We start from the raw sequence: 19,499 nt of genomic DNA, 5'->3' as shown, positions 1-19,499 counted from the left end.
AAAGGCGGGACAAGCGGGGTGAGCCCCCACGTCGGTCGCTATCGTGTGATTGACAACCTACTCAGCGTGACTAATCGGTCGCAATCCAACGCACGACCGTCAAGCGCACACGCGGATTGACGGTCGTTCCGTGCGGTCACCCATCCACAAAGGATATAGCGTGCGATACGCTCCGTTCGATCCATACCTGTTCCCCGTGCCGCCGGAAATCCACGCGTCGCCGGCCTACGTCGCGGCGCAACGTCCCGATCTGGCCCACGTCAGCGCGGACGGCCCGCCCGGTCCCACGGCACACCCGGGCGGCTCCACATGAGTCAAACGACCGACATCGGCGCACGCGCCGGACACCTCGTCTCGCTCCTGCCGGGTAAACGCGACTTCACCGAGATGCGCCGCGAGCCACGCACCAACCTGCTCGCCGGCCTCACCGTCGCGATCGTCGCGCTGCCACTCGCGCTCGGCTTCGGCGTCTCATCGGGACTCGGCGCCGCCGCGGGCATCACCACCGCGATCATCGCCGGTGCGCTCGCCGCCTTCTTCGGCGGCTCCAACCTGCAGGTCTCCGGCCCGACCGGAGCGATGACCGTCGTCCTCATCCCGATCGTGGCCGCCCACGGCGCGACCGGCGTCCTCACCGTCGGACTGCTCGCCGGAATCATCCTCGTGCTGCTCGCCGTCGCCAAGGCCGGTCAGTACATGAGGTTCGTTCCCGCGCCGGTCATCGAGGGATTCACCGTCGGTATCGCCGCGATCATCTTTCTCCAGCAGATACCCGCGGCCCTCGGCGTCACCGCCGACGGCGAACGCGTCATCGCCATCGCCTGGGACGCCGTCGCGTCGTTCTCCCGCGAGGTCAACTGGATCGAACCGATCATGGCCGCGGCCGTCGCGATACTCATGCTCGTCGGAGCCCGCTGGAAACCCACGATCCCGTTCTCGCTGCTGGCCGTGACGGCCGCGACGTTCGTCGCCGTCGTCTTCGACCACTCGATCCCACAGATCGGCGAACTGCCCGCGACACTGCCCGCGCCGAGTCTCGGGTTCATCGACCTGTCCGCCATTCCGGGCCTGCTCGGCGCCGCGCTCGCTGTCGCGGCACTCGCGGCCCTCGAAAGCCTGTTGTCGGCCACCGTCGCCGACGGCATGAGCGTCGGACAGCGCCACGATCCCGATCGCGAACTGTTCGGCCAGGGCATCGCCAACCTCGTCACGCCGCTATTCGGCGGCGTGCCCGCGACCGCCGCGATCGCTCGCACCGCCGTCAACGTCCGTTCCGGGGCCAGTTCCCGCCTCGCCGCGATGTCCCACGCGATCATCCTGGCGATCATCGTCCTCGTCGCCGCGCCACTTGTCGGGCACGTCCCGTTGGCGGCGCTGGCCGGGGTCCTCATCGCCACGTCGATCCGCATGGTCGAGGTCGGCTCGCTCCTGGCCCTGGCGCGATCGACCCGATCGGACGCCGTCGTCATGGTGCTCACCGCCGTCGCGACGATCGCGCTCGACCTCGTCATGGCCGTCCTCATCGGACTCGCCGTGTCCTGTGTGCTGGCGCTGCGCACCATCTCGCGCTCGGTCCGCATCGAAGAGCTGCGGCTCGACGGCAGCGACCACCACGCCGAGGAGACCGCGCTGCTGGCGGACCACGTCGTCGCCTACCGATTCGACGGCCCGCTGTTCTTCGCGGCGGCGCACCGGTTCCTGCTCGAGTTGACCGAGGTCGCGGACGTCCGGGTCGTCGTCCTCAGGATGTCGCGCGTCAGCACGGTCGACGCCTCGGGCGCGATCGTTCTACGCGACGCGATCGAACGACTCGAACATCGACGCATCACCGTCCTGTTGTCGGGCGTCCGTCCCGAACACGAACAACCGCTGACCGCGCTCGGCGTCCTCGGGCGACTGTCTGAAATGGATAGAGTGTTCGAGCACACCAGCGACGCCATCGCCGCGGCCCGAGTGCTCGCCCTGAATCGGCGCTGACGACAGTCCCCGGCCGCTTCCGGCGGCCGGGGCCCACTCCCGACAATCCCGCCGTCCACAACGCACCGATCGATTAGCGTAGGGCGGATCCACACGGGGGAGAGGACTGTCATGTCCAGACACAACGGCAAGGCGGGATCCGACCACATATCGGTCCTGTTCGTCGCCTCGGCCGCCGCCATCGGCGGCTTCCTGTTCGGCTACGACACCGCCGTCATCAACGGCGCCGTCGGCGCGATCGAGGCCGAGTTCGGGATCGGTTCCGTCGAGCTCGGCTTCGTCGTCTCGTCGGCGCTCATCGGTTGTGCCGTCGGCGCGTGGTTCGCGGGGCAACTCGCCAACAGACTCGGACGCGTCCGCGTCATGCTCTACGCGTCGATCCTGTTCTTCATCAGCGGCGTCGGCTCCGCGCTGTCCTTCTCCACGTGGGAACTGACGATCTGGCGCGTCGTCGGCGGCCTCGCGATCGGGGCCGCCTCCGTCATCGCCCCCGCGTACATCGCCGAGATCTCGCCCGCGAACCAACGCGGCAGGCTCGGCTCACTCCAGCAGCTCGCGATCGTCACGGGCATCTTCGTCGCGCTGCTCGTCGACTACGTGCTCGCGACCGTCGCGGGCGGGGCCGGTGAATCCGTGCCCTGGGGCGGGACGGCCTGGCGGTGGATGTTCGCGTCCGCGACGATCCCGGCGATCGCCTACGCCATCATGGCGCTGCAAATCCCCGAATCACCGCGCTACCTCGTCTCCAAACACGAGATCTCCCAAGCCCGCGACGTCCTGCGTCGACTCCTCGGCGGCAACGTCGACAAGCGCATCCGCGAGATCGAACGGTCGCTCGAGAGCGACAAACCCGTCCGCGTCTCCGACCTGAAGGGACCGCGCTTCGGACTCCAGCCGATCGTCTGGGTCGGAATCCTGCTGTCGGTGTTCCAACAGTTCGTCGGCATCAACGTCATCTTCTATTACTCGTCGGTGTTGTGGCAGGCAGTCGGCTTCACCGAATCCGACTCGCTCGTCATCACCGTCATCACCTCCGTGACGAACATCGTCACGACGCTCGTAGCGATCTCCCTCGTGGACAAGATCGGCCGCAAACCGCTCCTGCTCGGTGGCGCCGCCATCATGACGATCAGCCTCGGCACGATGGCCGTCATCTTCGCCACGGCCCCGATCGAACCCGACGCCACCGGGCAGCTCGAACCGGTCCTCGGCGACATGCAGGGAACGATCGCCCTGATCGCGGCCAACGTCTTCGTCTTCGGCTTCGGCTGTTCGTGGGGTCCGGTCGTCTGGGTCCTCCTAGGGGAGATGTTCGGCAACCGCATCCGCGCGTCGGCGCTCGCGCTCGCCGCCGCCGCCCAGTGGATCGCGAACTGGACGATCTCGACGACGTTCCCGTGGCTGGCCGACATCGGTCTCGGCCTGGCGTACGGCCTGTACGCGGGATTCGCGCTCCTGGCCTTCCTGTTCGTGTGGCGGGCGGTCAAGGAGACGAAGGGCAGGGAGCTCGAGGACATGGACAGGGTGCCGAGCACCCCATTACATGCGGCGGGCGCGCACCCACCCGGTGCGCGCCCGCCGACTCCCTCCAATATGGTCTCAAGAGGCCGTGTCGTCGCCTCTACTCGTGCGAGATCGCGTTCAGCACGTTGAGCCGGTTCGCCCGGTACGCCGGGATCATCGCGGCGAGGACCCCGATGACGACGGCGGCGACCAGGTAGAACGCCATTGTTCCCCAGGGCATCGCCAGGACGTCGACGAAGTCGTCCTTGAGCGCCTGCTGGACCGCGATGCCGAGGCCCGCGCCGATGCCCAGTCCGAGCAGGGAACCGAACAGCGAGATCACCACCGACTCGACCGTCACCATTCGAGTGACCTGGCCGCGTGTCATGCCGATGGCCCGCAGCAGACCGAGTTCCCTCGTCCGTTCGAGCACCGAGAGCGTCAGCGTGTTGACGACGCCGATGATCGCGATGAAGATCGCCAGGCCGAGCAGGATCTGTACGACGAGGAGGATCACGTCGAAGATCTGGGTGATCTGGTCGGTGAAGGCGCTCATGTCGGCGGCGGACACCTCGGGGTTGCTGTCGAGGAGACCGTTGATCTCCTCGATGACGTCGCCCTTGTCCGCGCCGTCGTTCAACTGGACGAAGGCCTGCGCGGGTGAGGACAGCGTGAACGCGTCCGCGTGATCGGCGGAGACGACCGGCAGTCCGTCCATGTCGGCGTCGAGGATCACCGCGACGGTCAACGTGACGGGCTCCTCGGCGGCCGAGAAGCTCACGTCGACGGAGTCGCCGACGTCCACGCCGAACTGTTCGGCCTGCGACGGGTACAGCGCGATGTCATCGGCGCCGAAGCCGGCGACATCGCCATCGGAAACCTTGTCGCCCAACAGGTCTACATACGCGGCCAGATCGTCAACGGCGTACACCGTCATGTCCTGACCGTCGAGTCGCGTGGTGTCGGCGTAGATGCCGACCACCTGGTTCACGTCGGGGAGGTCACGGGTCTCGGTGAGCACCTCCGGGCTGAACGTCGGCGGGTGCATTCCCGTCTGTGCCCCGGCGATGAGGATGTCCGCCGACACGTTCTCGTCGAAGAACTTCGCCATGCTCGCCTGGGCGGACGACAGCAGTACCCCGACGGTCGTCACGAGCGCGATGCCGATCATCAGCGCGGACGCGGTGATGGCCGTCCGGCGCGGGTTGCGCGCCGAGTTGCGGCGTCCGAGCTTGCCCGGCAGCGAGAACGACACGAGCCGACCGATCGCCGAGACGAGTGGTTTCGCCAGCACCGGGGTGAAGATCGCCGCGCCGATGAACAGCAGCCCGGTCGCCCCGAGTATTCCGAGGAGACGGTTGTCCCCGTCGCCGAGGCCCCCGGACAGACCCGCCCACAGCAGTCCGCCACCGGCGACGAGCATCAGCCCGCCGATGATCGCGAACCAGCGCACGGGACGGACGGTCGCGGCCGCGTCGCGCAGTGCCGCTATCGGTGGAATGCGGGACGCGTTGATCGCCGGAAGGATCGCCGCGATCATCGTGACGCCGATGCCCACTCCGACGGCCGCGAGCGCGGCTGACAGCGGGATCTCCAGGGTCGCGTCGAGTGACTCACCGGCGGTGCCCGCCAGGAGGGTCGTTCCGAGGTACCCGACGCCGATCCCGAGCGCGAATCCGATCACGGCCGAGAACAGGCCGATGACGAACGCCTCCAGCAGGACCGAGCCGGTGACCTGGCCGCGAGAGGCGCCCATCGCGCGGAAGAGCGCGAGTTCGCGGGTGCGCTGGGCGACGATGATCGAGAAGGTGTTCACGATCAGGAAGACGCTGACGATCAGCGCGACGGCGCCGAAGCCCAGCAGCAGGTAGTTGAAGAACGACAGGATCGACTGGAACGCGGTGCTCTGTTCCTCGGCGAGCTCGGCGCCCGTCTGGACGGTGTAGTCGCCGCCGAGCGCGTCGGCCAGGCGGTCGCGCAGTTCGTTGACTCCGACGCCGGGGTCGGCGTCGACCATGATGTTGGTGTAGGAGTCCGGGGTCGTCATCAGAACCGACCGTGCGGTGTCCAATGTAAACCAGATTGATTGTTCGCCCGCGATGCTGCCGCGTGCTCCGGAGTAGCCGGCGATTCCGACGACCTCGTACTCGACCGGTTCGGGAGCGAGCGTCAGGATCGGGATCGTGTCACCGATCTCGTAGCCGGTGGCGTCGGCGAGGGTCTCGTTGACGACGATCTCGCCATCCGCCTCGGGGCCGCGCCCGTCGCGCAGCTCCAACGCGCCGCCGGTGCCGGTCCAGTTCTGGCCGATCGTCGGCGCCCCCATCATCGGAGGGACCTTGCCGTTCTTGCCGACGACGCGGACGAGACCGGTGCCGTCTTGGACGAGGCCCGTCGTCTCCGAGACGCCGTCGACGGCGTCGATCTCGGCGACGACGCTCTCCGGGATCGGGGCGATCTCGCCGTACGGGCTCGCGCCGTCCGCCTCGGCCGTGACCTGGACGTCGACGTCGTCGAAGACCGTGGAGAACATCGACTCGACGCTTTTGCCGAGCGACGCGTTCAGCACGAGGGACCCGGAGATGAACGTGACGCCGAGAATGACGGCGATTCCCGACAGCAGCAGTCGGGCCTTGCGGGAGAGCAGGCTCTTGAAGGTCGCGCGCAACATCAGCGGTTCTCCTCCGACGCGTGCTGCACGATCTCCTCGAAGCGCTTCAGTTCGTCCAACACGCGGTCGGCCGTCGGGTCGAACATCTCGTCGACGACCTGGCCGTCGGCCAGGAACAGCACCCGGTCGGCGTAGGACGCCGCCATCGGGTCGTGGGTGACCATGACGATCGTCTGGCCGAACTTGTCGACCGATTCGCGCAGGAACGTCAGCACGTCGGTTCCCGAGCGGGAGTCGAGGTTCCCGGTCGGCTCGTCGGCGAAGATGACCTCGGGTCGTTGGACGAGCGCCCGGGCGCACGCGACGCGCTGCTGCTGCCCGCCGGACAGTTCGGCCGGGCGGTGGTGCAGGCGGTCGGCGAGTCCGACGGTGTCGATGACCTGCCGGAACCACTCCTGGTCGGGCTTGCGCTTGCCGATGGACAGAGGCAGCAGGATGTTCTCCTCGGCCGTCAGAGTCGGCAGCAGGTTGAACTGCTGGAAGATGAAGCCGACCTTGTCACGGCGCAGCTTCGTCAATCTTTTGTCGGACAACCCGGTCACCTGAGTTTCGCCGATGTGGACGGAACCCTTGTTGGTGAAGTCGAGGCCGGCGAGGCAGTGCATGAGCGTCGACTTCCCCGAACCCGACGGCCCCATGATCGCGGTGAACTTGCCGCGCTCGAAGTTCACGCTGACGCCGCGCAAAGCGATCACCTGCGCTTCTCCGGCGCCGTAGACCTTCCAGACGTCGACCGCGCGCGCCGCGGCGTCAGCGTCGGAGATCGTAGTCGAAATGGTCACAGTGGAACCCTCCCGGTCGTGACGGACGTGCCCTGATGGACTTGCGCGCTCAACGCTATGTGCTGGTCGAGACGAAACCGTCGTACACGCGCATGATTTCGGCGTCCGCTTCGGAGGAGGTCCCGGCCCGACGTGCGACCGGGTACGGACCGGTCCTCAAGGAGGGCTGGGGAGGTCGGGTCTCCTACTTGAGGAGGAGACCATGGGTCATCGCTTGGGCTTGACGAGCCCGGTCTCGTAGGCCAGGACGACGGCCTGGACCCGATCGCGCAGGCCCAACTTCGTCAGCACGTGGCCGACGTGGGTCTTGACGGTGGTCTCGCTGACGGTCAGCTCGCGGGCGATCTCGGCGTTGGACATGCCCGCGGCGACGAGGACGAGGACTTGACGTTCCCGCTCGGTGAGGACGTCCAGGCTCGGCGGCACGGCGCCGTCCGGGTCGGGCAGCCGGTCCACGAACTTCTCCAGGAGCCGCCGCAGGATGCGCGGGGCGACGATCGCCTCGCCTCCGGCGACGGAACGGATCGCCGCCACCAGGTCGTCGGCGGGGACGTCCTTGGCGAGGAAGCCGGCCGCCCCGGCGCGCAGCGCTCCCACGACGTACTCGTCGAGGTCGAAGGTCGTGAGGATCAGGACTCGCACCGGCAGCTTCGCGGCGACGATCTCCTTCGTGGCGGCCACGCCGTCCATCCGGGGCATTCGAATGTCCATGAGCACCACGTCGGGAAGGAGCTTTCGCGCGAGCTCGATGGCCTCCTTGCCGTCCCCCGCCTCGGCGACGATGTCGATGTCCTCTTCGGAACCGAGGACCATCCGAAACCCCGTCCGGAGAAGGGGCTGATCGTCGACGAGCAACACCCGGATGGGGCGGGGGGTGTCCTCGACGCTCACGTGATGTCTCCTTGTTGATTGCCGAGCAGCTGGGTGGACGCCTCGATCGGAATCACCGTGTGGACACGGAATCCACCGCCGGGGCGTGGTCCCGTTCGTAGGGTGCCACCGTACAGGGCGACACGCTCGCGCATGCCGACCAGTCCGTGACCGACCCGTCCCGTTCCGCCGCCGTCCACGCGCGGGCCGCCGCCGTTGTCGCCGACGTCGAGCTCGATCCGATCCGATTCGTATCTGATGTGGACAGTCGCTCGGGCTTGCCCGGCGTGCTTGAGGGTGTTCGTCAGTCCCTCTTGGATGATGCGGTACACCGTCAACGCGATGCCGGGATCCAGCGGGTACGGCATTCCGTCGACGATCAGGCTCACGGGCAGGCCCGTGTCGCGGATCTGGGCGACGAGCGAGTGGACCGCGTCGAGGCCAGGCTGCGGCGTCAGCTCGTCCTCCGGCTCCTCCTCGCTGGTGCGCAACACGTCCAGCAGGCGACGCATCTCCCGCAGCGTCGCCCGGCCGGTCTGCTCGATCGTCTGAAGGGTCTCGTCGGCCTTCGCCGGGTCCTTCGCGAGCACGCGCCGCGCGCCCGTCGCGAGTACGCCCATCACGGCGACGTGGTGCGCCACGACGTCGTGCAGCTCGCGGGCGATGCGGCGGCGCTCGTCGGCGACCGCCTGCGCGGCCATCGCCGCCTGGTTCTCCTCGGCGAGGTGCGCGCGATCCTGGAGCTCGACGAGTGTGCGTCGCCTGTTGTATACCGCTCGGCCGATGCCGAAGAGGATCGACGCGGAGATGTAGTTGAAGATCAGCGCCGACGTCGCGGACATGCCGAGCTGCTGCTCCGGAATCACCGTCACGATCAGCACCGTCAAGGTTCCCCAGATCACAGCTGATCCGGCGAGGGCCTGGCGGATCGACAGATAGGCCGCGACCGTATAGGCGAGCACGAAGATCGAGTAGTTCAGCGACACCCACGCGGCATTGTCCAATGTGCCTGCCACTTGGAGGGCGGCGGTGAGGACCACCGCGAACCAGAGGTGGACTCGGCGGATCACGATCGGAATCGCCCCGGCCGACACCCACAGCGCCGTCGTCAACGACGGTTCCGGCACGCCCTCGATGTCCCCCGAGACGACGATGGTCAACCAGCTGCCCAGGGCGAAGGCCACCGCCAACAGCGTGTCCCCGACGATCGGGTGCCCGCGGAACCACGCCCACACGCGATGCGCGGGACCGGCCGCCACGGGCGTCGTCGATTCCTCTGTCGTCACGCCCGGAACCGTATAACCCGGACGGGGCGAGAACCTCACCGGTGCGGCGGATCTTCGTCTCCTTCTCAAGTCCGAGAACGGCGCCCGAAGTCCTCGGCGAACACCTCGATCGCGGCGGGATCGATGCCGTCGCCCTCGACGGATCGCGGATGCGTCAACATGTGCTCGCACACGCGAGCCCAGGCGTGACCTGCGGACTTCGCCACCACCGCGGCCGAGGCTCCCGCCGCTGCGGCGATGACGACGTTCATCACGGGGACGAGCCGACCGCTCGCCATGAGCGCCTTCCCGGCCGTCAGTTTGGCGATCTGTTTCGCGGACATCTTCACGACCGCGGCCGAGGTCGCGCCCGCCGCTCCACCGGTCACGAGCACAGCCGCCGCGAGTTTCGCGAGCTGTCGCTTCTGGATCGGAACACCGTACGCGGCGCTGATCTGCGCGAACATTCGCGTCACGGCCGCGGTGACGAGCGCCAGATCCGCGAACGGAATCGGCGTGGCCCCGGCCGCGGCCGAGGTGAGGGCGAATCGGTTGACGATGGCGCGGGCGGCGCGTCTTTTACGCTCCAAGTCGAGCCGTTGCGCCGCCGTCAACGCGTCGTGCACCTCGGTTGGCACGGCCCGGAACGTCGCGTCCAAGAGCTCCGTCAGACCGTGCGCGGGATCGCCGAGCTCCTCGTCGGCGAGCGCGTTGACGGTGAACACCTCACCCGAGGGCGTCGTCGGCAGTCCGCGCGCGCGGATGCTGTCGACGAGTTCGGTCGTCGCGCGCGTCAACGTTCCGGCGGGCGTCTTCCGAACACGGGTGAGTATCAGCATCACCGGCACGCCGAACGACGCCAGGTGCGAGACGATCGCGGCGGACGAGTCGACGAAACGGTGCCCTTGGGCGTTCTCGACGAACCAGACCACGTGGATGCGCTCGGCGATCGGACGCTTCCGATTGTCGGCGAACATCTGGGTGATCTCGCGCAGCAGCGTGCGTTCCGCGCCGCCGATCTCGAAACCCGGGGTGTCGAAGATGCCGAGGGGTTCACCCTCCCGGCCGTGGTACTGGATGTGGTCCGTGACGGAGTCGCCCGTGCCCGTCGCCGCGAGTTCGACCCCGAACACCGCGTTGAGGAGGGTGCTCTTGCCGACGCCCGTGTTGCCGAACACGGCGATGTTGACCGTGCCGAGCTCGCGGCGGGCACGCGCCAGCTCCTCGTCGAAGTGCTGTTTGACGCCGTCGAAGTCCATCGACGGTGAATCCTTCGTCATGCCCGGCCTTTCGCTGGTCGAGGTAACCCTGCCACATGGGTAACGCCCGGCGGCCGGTTTCCCTTCCTGCTCTGGACGACGGACCGTGTCAGGCGTCGTTCGGGGCGATGGTGTCGAGCGCCGCGAGGATCGCCTCGCCCGCGCGGGACGCGTCGTCGACGGTCGTCCGCCAATTGCTGAACGCGGCACGCGCCGCCGGTACGCCGTGAAGCTCCGTCGGGGTCACGAACGTCGTTCCACCCTCGTTGACCGCGTCGATCCACGCGGTCAACCTGGCCGAGGTCGGGTCGTCGGCGAGGGTGAAGCAGACGATGTTGAGACGTGGGGGCGCGAGCGTCCGCACGCGCCGGTCCGCGACCAGCCGGGCGTGCAGTTCCCGGGCGCCCGCCAGGCCTCGCTCGACGACGACCCGGTGCCCGTCGGCGCCGTAGGCGGTGAGCGTGAACCACGCGGCGAGGGCGCGGAGCCGACGCGAGGTCTCGGGCGTAAGGTGCGCGAAGTCCGGTTCCCCTCCGGCGTCGCGCAGATACGCGGCGTCGTTGCGGAAGACCCGCCGCTGCAGGTCGGGACGACGGGTGAACTGGATGGCCGAGTCGTATGGGACGTTGAGCCACTTGTGGAGGTCGACGCAGACCGAGTCGGCGGCGTCGAGGCCGGTGACCAGTTTCGCGGTGTCGGGAGCCAGGGCCGCGAACGCGCCGAAGGCCCCGTCGACGTGCAGCCAGAAGTCGTGGTCGCGTTTCAGGGCCGCGATCGCCGCCAGGTCGTCGCTGTCGCCGGTGTTGACGGTTCCGGCGTTGGCGACGACGATCGGCGGGGTGGTGCCCCCGGCCGTCTCGCGCAGCGCGATGGCGAGCGCGTCGACGTCGACGGCCTCCCGCCGAGGCAGTGTCGCGACATGCCGCAGCGCCGATCGGCCCATGCCCAATATTGACAGTGCCTTATGGATGCTGGAATGTGGACTTCCGGAGAGGACTCGGACGGGCCCGAGCGCGTGCGCCCCGTCGTCCGACAGCGTCACTCCGACTCGATCGGCCAGCCACTCCCGCCCGATCGCGAGTCCGACCAGGTTCGACATCGTCGCTCCCGACACGAAGGCGCCCGAGTGGTCGTCGCCGAGGTCGAGCAGCTGTCGCAACCACGCGACGGCCTCGCGCTCCACGGCCGCGGCGGCCGTCCCAGCTCCGCCCGGTCCCGCGTTCTGGTCGAAGACGCCCGTCAACCAGTCACCGACGAGCGCGGCCGGGGTGGTGCCGCCGGTGACGAAACCGAGATACCGGGGCCCGGCGCTGCCGGTCATCGCCGAGGCGTAGCGGGCGTCGAAGCGAGCGAGCCCCTCGATCGCGCCGATCCCGCTGCGCGGCAAGGGTTCCGGCGCCGCGCTCGCGATGGTCGGCAGTGTCGGCCGTTCAGGCAGACCGGTCAGCACCCGGGTGGCGTAGTCCGTGACTCGCTCGGAGATCTTGCTCCACTGTGCTGCATCGAGGTCGGCGAGGGTCTCGGGTGTGTCGTCCATGGTGCTCCGTTTCGTCGCCGCCGTCGAGGTGCGTGGTGGGCTCGTCTGTCACGCTACGCCGGGACGCCCGTACGACCGTCGTCGTGGCCCACGCTCCGCCCCGTTCAGTCGGTCGAACTGTCGGCGGTCTCGGGGTGGCGCCGTGCCCCGGTCAGTTGCGGGATCGGTGGGATCCGACCCAGGCGATCCGACACGCCCGCGCCCAGCGGGCCGATCACCGCGAGCACCAGCACGTAGCCGGCGATGAACGGGGCGAGTTTCGGGTTGAGTCCCGCCGTCGCGGCCATCGTCCCGAGGATCAGCGCGAACTCACCGCGCGCGAGGAGGGTCGTCGCGATCGCCATGCCCGGCTCGGGGCCCATGTGGTGCAGCCGTGCCGACAGCACTCCGGCCGCGATGTTCATCGCCATCGTGATGGCCACGGCGATCAGGACGGGAGCGGCGGCGGCGAGCAGATCGCCGGGGTCGATGGACAGCCCGAACACGAAGAAGAAGATCGCGCCGAACGCGTCGCGAAGCGGATGGACGAGCTCCCGGATACGGTCGCCGGAGCTCGTGCCGCCGAGGATCAGCCCGACCATGAACGCTCCGATCGCGTCGGCGACGCCGAGCTCCTCCGAGACCCCGGCGATCAGCACGGCCGCGCCGAGGAAGCTGATGACGAGGAGTTCGTCGTCGTCCACTTTGATCAACTTGCCGATGACCCGAGTGCCGAATCGCGCGATGAGCGCCAGGGCGAGGAGGAACCCGAACGCCTTCGCGACCTGAAGCGTCGCCTCCATGATGTCATCGGCGCCGCCGAGGATCGGTTGGATCGCCGCGAGGTACAGCGCGAGGAAGATGTCCTCCACCACGATCACGCCGAGGATCAGCCGCGTCTCCGGTCTGCCGATGCGACCCAGGTCGACGAGCAGTTTCGTCACGATGGCCGACGACGAGATGCCCACGACCCCGGCCAGCACCAACGCCTCGCGGGTTCCCCAGCCGAGCGCGAAGCCGAACGCCAGCCCCGCGCCGACGTTCAGCCCGAGATAGATGCCTCCGGCGGCGACCATGCGGCTGCCGCCCGCGCGCAGATCGTCCAGGTGGAATTCGAGGCCCAGATAGAACAACAGGAGGACCAAGCCGAGCGCCGACAGCATCTCGAAGTCGTGCGGGTCGGCGACGAGGACGATGCCCGGAGTGTGCGGCCCGAGCAGGATGCCCGCGAGGATGAACAGTGGGATCGTCGGTAGCCCGATTCGTCGACCGATGCGCGCGAGGAACGCCGCCGCCACGAAGGCTCCGCCCATGGCGAGCAAGGTGTCCGCGTGCCCCATGCCGTCCCCCCACGTGCGTTGTCCGAACGGAACCGTCGAGAGTGCACGACGTCGCTGGAGGGACCGGTGACACCGCCCCGGCGCGCGCAGAAGTCACCCGTGACCGCCCCCCGTCCACAGAGACTGAGGGATCGACCCGGTAAAAGGCGACCGCCACGCCGACGGGAGTGCGAGATCGTGCGATTCCGAGGAACGGGCTTCCTCACGCCCCGGGCACGGCCGTGGGCAGCGGGTACGGCGGCGGCGTGCCGCCGAATTCGGGGCAGCGGGTCTGGTGCGCGCACCAGTTGCACAGGGGGTTCTTGCGGGGCGGGAAGTCCCCGGCCGCGGCGGCGGTCGTGATGGCCCGCCACAGGGCGACGACCGTCCGCTCGACACCGCGCAGTTCGTCCTCGGTCGGCGCGTAGTCGATGACCTGGCGGTCCTTCAGATACAGCAGGCGAAGCATCGCCGGAACGACGCCGTTGAGGCGCCACAGCACGAGCGCGTAGAACTTCAGCTGGAACAGCGCCTGTGCCTGGAACGCCGGGCCCGGCGCCTTGCCCGTCTTATAGTCGACGACGCGAACCTGACCGGTCGGAGCGACGTCGACCCGGTCGATGAACCCGCGCAACGGTACGTCGTCGGCGACGGTCACCTCGACGAGGCGTTCGCGGTCGGCCGGGGCGAGCCGAGTCGGATCCTCCACATCGAAGTACGCCTCGACGAGTCGGCGAGCCTCCGACAGCCACGCCGTCTCCGCGGCCGGGTCGTCGAACAGGTCCGTCAGGCCATGCTCGTCGGTCTTCAACCGAGACCACTCCGGCTCCAGGAGCGCGACCGCGGCCGTCGTCGTCCGGTCGTAGGCCTCCAGGTCGTAGAGCCGCTCCAGCACCGAGTGGACCAGGGTGCCCTTCACCTGCGCGGGTGTCGTGGGCTCGGGGATCCGGTCGATCGCCCGCAGCCGGTACAGCAGTGGGCACGTCTTGAAATCGGACGCTCGCGAGGGCGACAACGCGGACGGCGGGGTCGCCGTCGGCGCGGCGTCGGGCGCGGAGGCGGACGTGGCGGTGGTCGGCGTCGGCATGGCGACACCATATTCCACGGCTCCGACAAGCCGCGCCACGCGCGAGACCGGGAGCGCTGCGGGGTCGCCGACGGACCTCGCACGTACCATCGCAGTGATGGACGACAATGCGTCAACGGTGACACGATCCGGGTTCCGCATCGGACGGGTGCGCGGTATCCCCGTCATGATCAGTCCCAGCTGGTTGATCCTCGCCGTCCTCATCACCGTCGTCTATTCCGACGTCGTCCGCGCGCTCCTGCCGGGATACTCCGACGCCATCGTCTACCTCGTCAGCTTCGGCTTCGTCGTGACGCTGTGCGGATCGGTGTTCCTGCACGAACTGGGCCACGCCCTCGTTAGTCTCCATTATGGAATCCCGGTGCGTCGGATCACATTGGAGATGCTCGGCGGCCACACGGAGATGAGCACCGAGGCGGATCGCCCCAAGGTCGAGGCGCTCATCGCGCTCGCCGGTCCCGCCGTCTCCGCCGTGCTCGGCGTGATCGGCATCGGGGCGCTGGCCCTCACCGAGCCCGGCACGCTTCCCGGCCAGTTCGCCTTCCAGATCGCGGTCTGCAACGTCCTCGTGGCGATCTACAACGCCCTGCCAGGGTTGCCGCTGGACGGTGGCCGCGCGCTGCGGGCGGGGGTCTGGGCCGTCACCGGAGACCGCCACGCCGCGTCGCGTATTGCGGGGTGGACCGGTCGAGTCGTCGCCGCCGCGACGGGCCTGCTCGGCGTCACCTTGTTCTACCTGGGTTGGCTGAGCCTGATCGGCGTCATATTCACCGTGCTGATCGCCGGGGTGCTGTGGGTCGGGGCGACCCGATCGATCCAGCTCGGACAGCTCGGTTCCCGGTTCCATCTGCTCGACACGGCCTCGCTCATGCGTCCCGTCGTCGAGGTTCCCGGCGACACCCCGCTGGCCGAGGCGCTGCGTCGCATGAAGGAGGACGACGCCGGGGGAGTGGTCGTCGTCGACGCTTCGGGTAATCCGGTGTCGCTGCTCCACTCGGAGGCGGCCGAGGCCGTCCCGGCGGGACGACGGCCGTGGATTCCGGTGGCGGACGTCTCCCGGGCGATCGACGAACGCAATAGCTGGCCGCTGGGGCTGCGAGGCGAGGACGTCATCGCCGCGATGCGCGAACATCCGTCCACTGAGTACGCTGTATTGTCTGGTCCGTCCGTGCGCGGCGTCGTACGCATGGCAGACGTCGCCGACGCGCTCGATCCCCGGCTTCCCGCCCCCGCACCTCGTCGTGCGCGCCCGGCGGACGGGGCCCCCACCGACGACCAGAAGGACACCGACTGATCATGGCAGCCCGCAGCGGTCCATTCGAGATAGGCGACCGGGTTCAGCTGACCGACCCGAAGGGCCGGATGCACACGATCGTCCTCGAACCCGGGAAGACGTTCCACACTCACCGCGGCGGCATTCCCCACGACTCGCTCATCGGACTTCCCGAGGGCAGCGTCGTGACGTCGACGTCGAACACGCAGTACCTCGCCCTGCGACCGCTGCTGTCCGACTTCGTGCTGTCGATGCCGCGGGGCGCGCAGGTCATCTACCCGAAGGACTCGGCGCAGATCGTCGCGATGGGCGACGTCTTCCCCGGCGCCACGATCGTCGAAGCGGGCGCCGGTTCGGGCGCGCTGACGTGTTCCCTGCTGCGCGCAGTGGGGGAGAGCGGCCATGTGCACTCGTTCGAATTGCGCCCCGACTTCGCCGAGGTCGCCCGAGCCAACGTCGAGGCGTTCTTCGGTGGACCCGTCAAGAACTGGACGCTGACGACCGGCGATTTCGCCGACTGCGAACTGACCGGGGTCGACCGGATCATCCTCGACATGCTCGCTCCGCACGACATGTTGGACACTGTGGAGAAAGCGCTGCTGCCGGGGGGCGTCTTCGTCGGGTACGTCGCGACCACGACGCAGATGTCGGACCTCGTCGAGGCCTTGCGCGAGCGCGGCGGATACACCGAACCCCGTGCCTTCGAGACGCTCGTGCGCGACTGGCACCTCGAGGGGCTCGCCGTCCGCCCGGACCATCGGATGATCGCGCACACCGCCTTCCTCGTGACGGCGCGAAAGCTCGCGCCGGGCACGGTCGCGCCGACCCGTCAGCGGAAGCCGAGCAAGGGCGCCCAGGCGTACGCCGAACGGAAGAAGGCACAGCGCGCCGGCGAGGCGGCGCAGGCGGCCGAGGCCACGGGCGAACCCACGGGTGAGGCCACCTCTTAATCCTCGGCCGTTCTCCTCGGACCGGCGCCGGTCGTCAGTCGTCGGCGCCGGGACCGGCGACCGGGGCGTCGTCACCGACACGCCGGACGTGGATGCACTCGCCCGGGCAGTCCTTGGCCGCGTCGATGACATCGAGCCGCAGGTTCGCCGGGACGTCGATCCGAGCACCCTCGGCGGTCCGCAGTTCGCCGTCCTCACCCTTGACATAGGCAAGTCCGTCGATGTCGAACTCGAATACCGTTGGCGCGTACTGAACGCACAGGCCGTCGCCGGTGCATAGGTCCTGATCGATGTGAACGGTGAGTTGATCGCTGTCGCTTGCCACGAATCCAGATTATGCCGCCCCGCCTCTGGCAAACCGTCGGTGTCTCCGCTTACGCTGTTGAGTCACAACCGGTTACGGTTGACGCAGGATCCTCTACCGGGAGGTGGTACGCATGCCACGTAACGACGACGACCAGACTCGCGCCGATAACGTCGAACGCGAAACGAAGGACCTCTCGACCCAGGTTGCCTACCTACAGGAGGAGCTTGCGCTCGCCCGGAGAAAACTGACCGAGACGCCTCGGCACGTGCGCTTGATGGAGGAGCGCCTCGCCGCGACCCAAGCCCAGATCGAGCGGATGTCCGATCAGAACGAGCGACTCGTCGCCACGCTGAAGGACGCCAGGGAACAGATTGTCACCTTGAAGGAGGAGATCGACCGCCTGGCGCAGCCTCCCAGCGGCTACGGCGTCCTCATTGACGTTCTCGACGACGGTAGCGTCGACGTCTTCACGGGTGGCCGAAAGATGCGCGTGTCATTGTCCCCGGCCATCGAGCCGGAAACCCTGCGCAAAGGCCAGGAGGTCCTCCTCAACGACGCGCTCAACGTCGTGGAGAGCCTCGGTTTCGAGCGCACCGGCGACGTCGTCACGCTCAAGGAGCTGCTGGAGACCGACGAGGGCTTCCCGGACCGGGCGCTCGTCACATCCCACGCCGACGAGGAGCGAGTCGTTCGCCTGGCGGACAGCCTGATCAATGCCCCGTTGCGAGCCGGTGACTCGCTGCTGGTCGAACCGCGCTCGGCTTACGCGTACGAGCGCATTCAGAAGAGCGAGGTCGAGGAACTCGTTCTCGAGGAAGTGCCCGATGTGGACTACGAGTCGATCGGTGGCCTCGACGGCCAGATCGAGCTGATCCGCGACGCCGTGGAGCTCCCGTTCCTGCACGCCGAGCTCTTCGCCGAGTACGAACTGCGTCCGCCGAAGGGCGTCCTGCTGTACGGCCCGCCCGGTTGCGGCAAGACCCTCATCGCCAAGGCGGTGGCGAACTCCCTTGCCAAGAAGGTCGCGGAGGCTCGCGGTGACGACGGGCCCGACCGAGGGAAGAGCTACTTCCTCAACATCAAGGGTCCCGAACTGCTGAACAAGTACGTCGGTGAGACGGAGCGGCACATCCGCCTCGTCTTCCAGCGTGCGAGAGAAAAGGCCAGCGAAGGTCAGCCCGTCATCGTCTTCTTCGACGAGATGGACTCGGTCTTCCGCACCCGTGGCTCCGGTGTGTCCTCCGATGTGGAGAACACGATCGTTCCTCAGCTGCTGTCCGAGATCGACGGTGTGGAGGGGCTGGAGAACGTCATCGTCATCGGCGCCTCCAACCGTGAGGACATGATCGACCCGGCGATCCTGCGGCCCGGTCGACTCGATGTCAAGATAAAGATCGAGCGCCCCGACGCCGAGTCGGCACGCGACATCTTCTCGAAGTACATCACCACGAAACTGCCCCTCAACGACGTCGACGTCAGCGAGCACGGCGGTTCCCGTGAGGCCTGCGTCGACGCCATGATCCAGGCGGCGGTGGAGCGCATGTACACCGAGACCGAGGAGAACCGCTTCCTTGAGGTGACCTACGCCGACGGCGACAAGGAAGTCCTGTACTTCAAGGACTTCAACTCCGGCGCGATGATTCAGAACATCGTCGACCGCGCCAAGAAGATGGCCATCAAGGAATTCCTGAACTCGAGCCGTCGCGGCATCCGGCTGCACCACCTGTTGGACGCCTGCGTCGACGAGTTCCGGGAGAACGAGGACCTTCCGAACACGACCAACCCCGACGACTGGGCGCGCATCTCCGGCAAGAAGGGCGAACGGATCGTCTACATCCGTACGCTCGTCTCCGGCAAGGGCGACGAGTCGGGCCGCGCCATCGACACGGTGTCCAACACCGGTCAGTACCTGTAGATCCCACTCGATCACGACCGAACGCCGAGCGATTCGCTCGGCGTTCGGTCTGTCCACATCCACTCGAAGGCGCGAGCCGTCGATGAGCGGCGACCAGTGCACCGGGTCGCGGTTGTGGGGGAGATGTCGTGTTCGGAAGCGACCGGCCGCTTCCTACCTCCGGCGGAAGGTCGCCCGCCAGCGCCGCACGGGTGGCTCCTCGCCGTCGTACAGCGACTCGATGGCACCGTCGTCGCACTCGTCGGGGGCGAGCGCGGCGACTTCGGCCCGCGTCAGGGGCCACGGCATCGCGCTGCTCGGTTCGTCCTCCTCGCGGGCACGGGCGATGACCACGAGGGTTCCGCCAGGTGCGACGAAGCCTCGAATCGCGTCGATCGCCTGCCTCCGTGCGGCTCCGGTCAGGGTCTGGACCGTGTAGATCTCGACGACCAGATCGAATTGCCACTGTGGAGCATTGAGCAGGTCTGCGGTGATGAAGGAGATGTCGCGTTCGGCGAATCGACGTTTCGCGGTCTCGACAGCCGTGGGTGACACGTCGAACGCCGTCACCGCCCAGCCGAGTTCGGCGAGATGGGCCGCGTCGTCGCCGAAGCCGCATCCGACGACGAGCGCGCGTCGTCCGGCGCCGTCGGCCACCTGGCCGACGAGCAACGGGTTCGGTTCGTCGTCGGTCCACGGCACCGTGGCCGCGCCCCGCGCCGAGTCGGCGTACAGCCGCTCGAACCAGCCGACGTCGTCGCCGTTCTCCAACGCCTCGGCGGCGTACTGGCGTGCGGTTGCGCGGGTCTCGTCTTCCACTCGCCTA

At 68.1% G+C, this 19,499-nt stretch carries 16 protein-coding genes; 6 read left to right on the top strand and 10 right to left on the bottom strand.

The features are described 5' to 3' along the window. Nucleotides 1-160 precede the first annotated feature (160 nt). The 3 genes from ACM9NP_RS03705 (at nucleotide 161) to ACM9NP_RS03695 (ending at nucleotide 3,630) form a co-directional block, all read left to right on the top strand. The gene (locus ACM9NP_RS03705) at nucleotides 161-313 is read left to right on the top strand and encodes a hypothetical protein (RefSeq protein WP_415645138.1); all 153 of its coding nucleotides are present in this window, start codon (nucleotides 161-163) and stop codon (nucleotides 311-313) included. Continuing rightward, on the top strand, nucleotides 310-1,977 hold the full coding sequence (locus ACM9NP_RS03700) for a SulP family inorganic anion transporter (RefSeq protein ID WP_415645137.1): 1,668 nt from the start codon (nucleotides 310-312) through the stop codon (nucleotides 1,975-1,977). Before ACM9NP_RS03705 ends, ACM9NP_RS03700 begins: the two co-directional genes overlap by 4 nt. A gap of 111 nt (nucleotides 1,978-2,088) precedes the next feature. After that, nucleotides 2,089-3,630 (top strand): sugar porter family MFS transporter, encoded by a 1,542-nt coding sequence (locus tag ACM9NP_RS03695; RefSeq protein WP_415645136.1) that lies wholly within the window; start codon nucleotides 2,089-2,091, stop codon nucleotides 3,628-3,630. Here ACM9NP_RS03695 and ACM9NP_RS03690 read toward each other — a convergent pair. From ACM9NP_RS03690 to ACM9NP_RS03655, 8 genes are all read right to left on the bottom strand, one after another. Then, the gene (locus tag ACM9NP_RS03690) at nucleotides 3,599-6,151 is read right to left on the bottom strand and encodes an ABC transporter permease (protein WP_415645135.1); all 2,553 of its coding nucleotides are present in this window, start codon (nucleotides 6,149-6,151) and stop codon (nucleotides 3,599-3,601) included. The two genes, ACM9NP_RS03695 and ACM9NP_RS03690, sit on opposite strands and share 32 nt — an antisense overlap. Continuing rightward, complete coding sequence (locus ACM9NP_RS03685) at nucleotides 6,151-6,927, bottom strand: ABC transporter ATP-binding protein (protein WP_415645307.1); 777 nt, start codon at nucleotides 6,925-6,927, stop codon at nucleotides 6,151-6,153. Before ACM9NP_RS03685 ends, ACM9NP_RS03690 begins: the two co-directional genes overlap by 1 nt. Before the next feature lie 213 nt (nucleotides 6,928-7,140). Continuing rightward, complete coding sequence (locus ACM9NP_RS03680; RefSeq protein ID WP_415645134.1) at nucleotides 7,141-7,824, bottom strand: response regulator; 684 nt, start codon at nucleotides 7,822-7,824, stop codon at nucleotides 7,141-7,143. Beyond that, nucleotides 7,821-9,089 carry a sensor histidine kinase gene (locus tag ACM9NP_RS03675; RefSeq protein ID WP_415645133.1) on the bottom strand — a complete coding sequence of 423 codons (1,269 nt, stop codon included), beginning with the start codon at nucleotides 9,087-9,089 and terminating at the stop codon, nucleotides 7,821-7,823. Before ACM9NP_RS03675 ends, ACM9NP_RS03680 begins: the two co-directional genes overlap by 4 nt. A gap of 65 nt (nucleotides 9,090-9,154) precedes the next feature. Then, nucleotides 9,155-10,348, bottom strand: a complete 1,194-nt coding sequence (locus ACM9NP_RS03670) for a GTPase family protein (RefSeq protein ID WP_415645132.1) — start codon at nucleotides 10,346-10,348, stop codon at nucleotides 9,155-9,157. Nucleotides 10,349-10,436: 88 nt separating this feature from the next. Then, nucleotides 10,437-11,864 (bottom strand): pyridoxal phosphate-dependent decarboxylase family protein, encoded by a 1,428-nt coding sequence (locus ACM9NP_RS03665; protein WP_415645131.1) that lies wholly within the window; start codon nucleotides 11,862-11,864, stop codon nucleotides 10,437-10,439. Nucleotides 11,865-11,968: 104 nt separating this feature from the next. Continuing rightward, nucleotides 11,969-13,183: a cation:proton antiporter gene (locus tag ACM9NP_RS03660; RefSeq protein WP_415645130.1), complete on the bottom strand. Its 1,215-nt coding sequence runs from the start codon at nucleotides 13,181-13,183 to the stop codon at nucleotides 11,969-11,971. Between the two features lie 202 nt (nucleotides 13,184-13,385). Continuing rightward, on the bottom strand, nucleotides 13,386-14,249 hold the full coding sequence (locus ACM9NP_RS03655; protein ID WP_415645129.1) for a RecB family exonuclease: 864 nt from the start codon (nucleotides 14,247-14,249) through the stop codon (nucleotides 13,386-13,388). A gap of 97 nt (nucleotides 14,250-14,346) precedes the next feature. Here ACM9NP_RS03655 and ACM9NP_RS03650 point away from each other — a divergent pair, with 97 nt between their 5' ends. Then, nucleotides 14,347-15,543 carry a M50 family metallopeptidase gene (locus ACM9NP_RS03650; RefSeq protein WP_415645128.1) on the top strand — a complete coding sequence of 399 codons (1,197 nt, stop codon included), beginning with the start codon at nucleotides 14,347-14,349 and terminating at the stop codon, nucleotides 15,541-15,543. A 2-nt stretch (nucleotides 15,544-15,545) separates the two neighbouring features. Beyond that, a complete protein-coding gene (locus ACM9NP_RS03645) occupies nucleotides 15,546-16,472 on the top strand; it encodes a tRNA (adenine-N1)-methyltransferase (protein WP_415645127.1) in 927 nt (308 codons plus the stop codon). 34 nt (nucleotides 16,473-16,506) lie between these two features. Here the strand turns inward: ACM9NP_RS03645 and ACM9NP_RS03640 are convergent, their stop codons facing one another. After that, the gene (locus ACM9NP_RS03640; RefSeq protein ID WP_415645126.1) at nucleotides 16,507-16,797 is read right to left on the bottom strand and encodes a ferredoxin; all 291 of its coding nucleotides are present in this window, start codon (nucleotides 16,795-16,797) and stop codon (nucleotides 16,507-16,509) included. A 112-nt stretch (nucleotides 16,798-16,909) separates the two neighbouring features. Between ACM9NP_RS03640 and arc the strand changes: the two genes are divergently transcribed. Continuing rightward, a complete protein-coding gene (arc, locus tag ACM9NP_RS03635; RefSeq protein ID WP_415645125.1) occupies nucleotides 16,910-18,694 on the top strand; it encodes a proteasome ATPase in 1,785 nt (594 codons plus the stop codon). Nucleotides 18,695-18,847: 153 nt separating this feature from the next. Here the strand turns inward: arc and ACM9NP_RS03630 are convergent, their stop codons facing one another. Next, nucleotides 18,848-19,492, bottom strand: coding sequence for a class I SAM-dependent methyltransferase (locus ACM9NP_RS03630; RefSeq protein WP_415645124.1), 645 nt, complete (start codon nucleotides 19,490-19,492; stop codon nucleotides 18,848-18,850). Nucleotides 19,493-19,499 lie beyond the last annotated feature (7 nt).

The sequence above is a fragment of the Stackebrandtia soli genome, from assembly GCF_965137155.1.
Classification (GTDB): Bacteria; Actinomycetota; Actinomycetes; order Mycobacteriales; family Micromonosporaceae; genus Stackebrandtia; species Stackebrandtia soli.
This window is presented reverse-complemented; position numbering and strand designations above follow the sequence as displayed.